Below are 4,575 nucleotides of genomic sequence, written 5' to 3' on the forward strand. Positions count from 1 at the left end.
GCCCGGTCCCATTCCGAACCCGGAAGCTAAGACCCACAGCGCCGATGGTACTGCACCCGGGAGGGTGTGGGAGAGTAGGACACCGCCGGACAATCATTGGTCGAGGCCCCAACCACACGGTTGGGGCCTCCCACATTTAACACAACCACTTAGACTTACGGTCTATGACCCCCCGAAGCACAAGCCGCAACGGCAAGCGGGCCACCATCCTGGATGTCGCCGCAGCCGCCGGAGTCTCCCGGCAGACCGTAACCCGGGCCATGAACGATATGGCCGGCATCAGCCCCGATACCCGTGAGCGCGTCCAAAAGATTGCCGCAGAGCTGGGCTACACCCCCAGCCGTTTCGCCAAGGGACTGGTCCAGGGAGCCAGGGTTTCTGTGGGCCTCGCCATCCCGGACCTGACCAACCCCTACTTCCCGGCCTTTGCGTCCAGCGTGGTTGAGGCGGCTACCGGCCGCGGCTGGAATGTGGTGGTTGATGATTACGGGCACGGCACCGGCAGCGCCGTGGACTCCGCCGCCAGGCTCGCACCGCAGGTGGACGCGTTGATCGGCTACCTGGCGCCCCACGCGGACGAGGCACAGGCGCTCATGGGCCGCCGGCCCGTCGTCGCCCTTGACTCGCCAGGCGCGGGAACCGCCGGCGGCATCTCGTTCGACTATCACCACGCGGCACGGCTGGCCCTTGCCCACCTGGCCTCCCGGGGCTGCGCGAACATCGCCTTCCTGGACTCGGACCAAGGCGCGCCTGCCGGCAGCCGGAGCGCTGCAGCGGCCGCGGTGGCCCAGGAAACTGGAGTGCAGCTCACCCGGTTCCAGGCGGCACCCTCTGCTGCCGCGGCCAAGGCCGCCGTGGCCCTCCTGACCGCGGGTGGGCGGCCCGTGGATGCGATCCTCGCCTTCAATGACCTGATGGCCGCCGGTGCGTTGAAAGCGTTGCAGGCTTCCGGCAAAGCTGTCCCTCGTGACTGCGCCGTCATCGGTATGGACGGGATACCGCTCGGCGAGCTGCTCACGCCGGAGTTGACCACCCTTGCCCTTGACCTGCGCGCGGTGGGCCGCGCCGCCGTCGGCCTCCTGGAAGGACTCCTCGCAGGCACGCTCGCGGAAGGCGGCACCGGGGCCCACCTGATCCTTCGGCACCAGCTGGTTCTCCGCCAATCCGCCTAGGCCTACTCAAAAACGAAGGTAACGGATAGGCTTTAAGCGTGATCACGTGAACGTTCACGCGGCTCTATCCCAGATACTTGCAGCAAGGAAACCCATGTCACTCCACATTCCCGCCGCAACTGCCGGCGGTCAGGACCCCCACGGCGCCGCGAACTCCACCCCCAGCCTGGAACTGGGGCAGGAGGGGGTCCGGGAGCTGGCCTCGCTGGCGCCAGGAAGGGGAAGCTTGCCCCCACGCTCCTACCTGGCAACTGACGCTCCCAAGCTGTCGCTGAACGGAGACTGGCAGCTCAGGCTGAGCCCTGGAATCCGGACTGCGCCCCATGACGGGTGGCAGTACGGAACGGACCTGGCCGGCTTCGTTCCGTTGCCCGTCCCCTCCAGCTGGAGCATGCACGGCCACGGCTCCCCGGCGTACACCAATGTCCAGTTCCCCTTTGCCGTGGAACCGCCGTTCGTCCAGGAAGCCAACCCCATCGGGGACCATCTGGTGACCTTCCAAGCCGGCCCCGAGTTTCTCCCGCACGCGCTGTTGCGGTTCGACGGCATTGACTCCGCCGGGACGGTATGGCTGAACGGGGTGGAACTTGGAACCACCCGCGGCAGCAGGCTGGCCCACGAATTCGACGTGTCAGGCATCCTGGTGGAAGGCACCAACACCCTGGCGGTGCGGGTGGCCCAGTTCTCCGCCGCCAGCTACGTGGAGGACCAGGACATGTGGTGGCTCCCGGGGATCTTCCGGGACGTAACCCTCCAGGCGCGGCCCACGGACGGCATCGACGATCTCTTCGTCCATGCAGACTACGACCACAAGACGGGGCACGGCACGCTGCGCGTCGAGGTGACCCGGGCCGGAAAGGTGGTTGACGCCGTCGTACGCATCCCGGAACTCGGCCTGGAACTGGCCGCCGGGACTGAACAGGCTGTCCCGGGCGTCAAGCCGTGGTCAGCGGAAGAGCCGCACCTGTATGACGCCACCGTCAGCACGGCCGGCGAGACCGCCTCCGTGCAGGTGGGCTTCCGCAGCATCACTATCGAAGACGCGCAGTTCAAGGTCAACGGCCGGCGCATCCTGCTCCGCGGCGTGAACCGGCATGAGCACCACCCCCGGCTGGGCCGCGTGCTTCCGCGGGACGTGGTGGAAGCCGAACTGCGGCTGATGAAGCAGCACAACATCAATGCGATCCGTACCTCGCACTACCCGCCGCATCCGGAATTCCTGGCCCTGGCCGACCAGCTCGGATTCTACGTGGTCCTCGAATGCGACCTCGAGACGCACGGATTCGTGGGGGCCGGATGGGCGCAGAACCCCAGCGACGATCCGCAATGGGAAGAAGCCCTGGTGGACCGGATGCAGCGCACCGTGGAGCGCGACAAGAACCATCCTTCGGTCATCATGTGGTCCCTGGGCAACGAGGCGGGCACAGGCCGGAACCTTGCGGCCATGTCGCGCTGGGCCAAGGACCGTGACCCGTCGCGCCCCATCCACTACGAAGGCGACTGGTCATCGCCCGACGTGGACGTCTACTCCCGGATGTATGCCAGCCAGGCCGAGACGGCGCTGATCGGCCAAGGAATCGAACCGGCCCTCGAGAATGCCGAACTGGACGCCCGGCGCCGCGCCATGCCGTTCGTGCTCTGCGAATATGTCCATGCCATGGGCAACGGGCCCGGCGGCATGAGCGAATACCAGGAACTGTTCGAGAAGTACCCGCGGCTGATGGGCGGCTTCGTCTGGGAGTGGCTGGAACACGGCATCACCGTGCCGGACCCCGATGGCGGCGAACACTTCGCCTATGGCGGGGATTTCGGTGAAGAGATCCATGATGGAAACTTCGTCACTGACGGCCTGGTTGACGCCAACCGCAAGCCCCGCCCCGGGCTGCTGGACTTCAAGAAGGTGATTGAGCCGCTGCACATAGAGGTTGGGCAGGATTGGGCCAGCTTCGCCGTACGCAACGGCCAGGACTTTGCGGACACGTCCGCTTTCAGCTTCCAGTACAAGGTTGAGGCCGACGGCGACACCCGGCTTGAGGGGTCAGTGGCCGTTGCGCCCATAGCGCCGCAGTCCGAAACAGCTGTGGAGTTGCCGGCGGAAGTTGCCGGGTATGCGGCCGCCCTGGGATCCAGCCAGTCTGCGGTGCTGACGGTCAGCGCCGTGCTTGCCTCGGATACGGCCTGGGCCGGGGCCGGCCACGAGGTCGCATGGGGTCAGGGGGCCCGCATTGCGGCACAGGATCCTGGGCTGCCCGCGGGGGACGGAATCGAGGTCATGGACGACGAACTAAGGCTTGGTCCCGCCCGATTCAGCCGGTCCACCGGCATGCCCACGTCCATTGGTGGCCTTCCCGTCGACAAGCTGGGGCTGGTCCTGTGGTGGCCACCCACTGACAACGACCTGGGCCGGGAATGGGGGAGCATCGACGAGCGGCCGCTTGCCACCCAGTGGAAGGACGCAGGACTTGACCGCCTCCACACACGCCTGCTGGGCATCACGGCGGAACCCGCGGCCGACGGCGGCGAGCGGCTCCGCGTCAGCACGCGCGTCGGCGCCGCGGACAAGCAGTACGGCGTCCTGGTCGATTACCTGTGGACCAGCAACTCCGGCGAACTGGCCCTGCGCACCCGCGTCAAGCCCGTAGGGGATTGGGTCAACGCCGGGTTCGACGTCGAATGGGCACGGATCGGGCTGGAGCTCGTCCTGGGGACCGGGACAACCACGGTGAACTGGTTCGGGCAGGGTCCGCACCAGAGTTACCCGGACACCGGCCAGGGCGCGCGAACGGGGTGGTTCGAGTTGCCGCTTGCCGGCTTGGACGTGGACTACGTCCGGCCGCAGGAATCCGGGGCGCGTGCCGGCGTACGGCACGCGGTTCTGGAAACCGGCGGCAAGCAGCTGCATCTCTCCGGAGAACCCTTTGCCCTGACTGTCAGGCCCTATGGCCTGAATGTACTCGCGGCCGCCAGGCACCGTCCCGACCTGGTTCCCGACGGACGCAGCTACGTTTACGTTGATCACGCCCGGCGGGGTGTGGGGACTGCGGCGTGTGGACCCGGTGTCCTGGAGCCCTACCGGCTGAAGCCCCGTGACGCCGAGTTCGACGTCATCTTCCGCGTCCTCGAGTAAGGCCGCTGCGGAATGTGAGCCACCCAACATCAACCCGGACCCGCCGCGATTGGGGTGGGAGCCTGGTGTGCGCCGCCTGAAACCCCGGAAATACGCGGTTTCCGGCGGCGTGCGGAGCCCGTAATCCCTGATTTGCGGCGGGGTTGGTGGGCGTGTATTGTTTTCTGAGTCGCCGCCGCTGATGCGGAAAGATAGCGGCCAAACCCCTTCTGAATGGCCTGAAAATGGTGCGGTATGTTGCGCGCCGTGTTGGGTGGGGATCCTGGTTTGTGGAGT

2 protein-coding genes and 1 rRNA gene are annotated in these 4,575 nt (G+C 66.8%); all 3 read left to right on the forward strand.

Annotation, left to right across the window (positions count from 1 at the left end):
* Positions 1-91, forward strand: a 5S ribosomal RNA gene (rrf, locus tag AB4Y79_RS21530); the annotation flags it as partial.
* 73 nt (positions 92-164) lie between these two features.
* Positions 165-1,172, forward strand: a complete 1,008-nt coding sequence (locus AB4Y79_RS21535; RefSeq protein ID WP_441866221.1) for a LacI family DNA-binding transcriptional regulator — start codon at positions 165-167, stop codon at positions 1,170-1,172.
* Between the two features lie 94 nt (positions 1,173-1,266).
* Positions 1,267-4,299, forward strand: a complete 3,033-nt coding sequence (locus AB4Y79_RS21540; RefSeq protein WP_441866223.1) for a glycoside hydrolase family 2 TIM barrel-domain containing protein — start codon at positions 1,267-1,269, stop codon at positions 4,297-4,299.
* Positions 4,300-4,575 lie beyond the last annotated feature (276 nt).

The sequence above is a fragment of the Pseudarthrobacter sp. YAF2 genome (genome assembly GCF_052113345.1).
Taxonomy (GTDB): Bacteria; Actinomycetota; Actinomycetes; order Actinomycetales; family Micrococcaceae; genus Arthrobacter.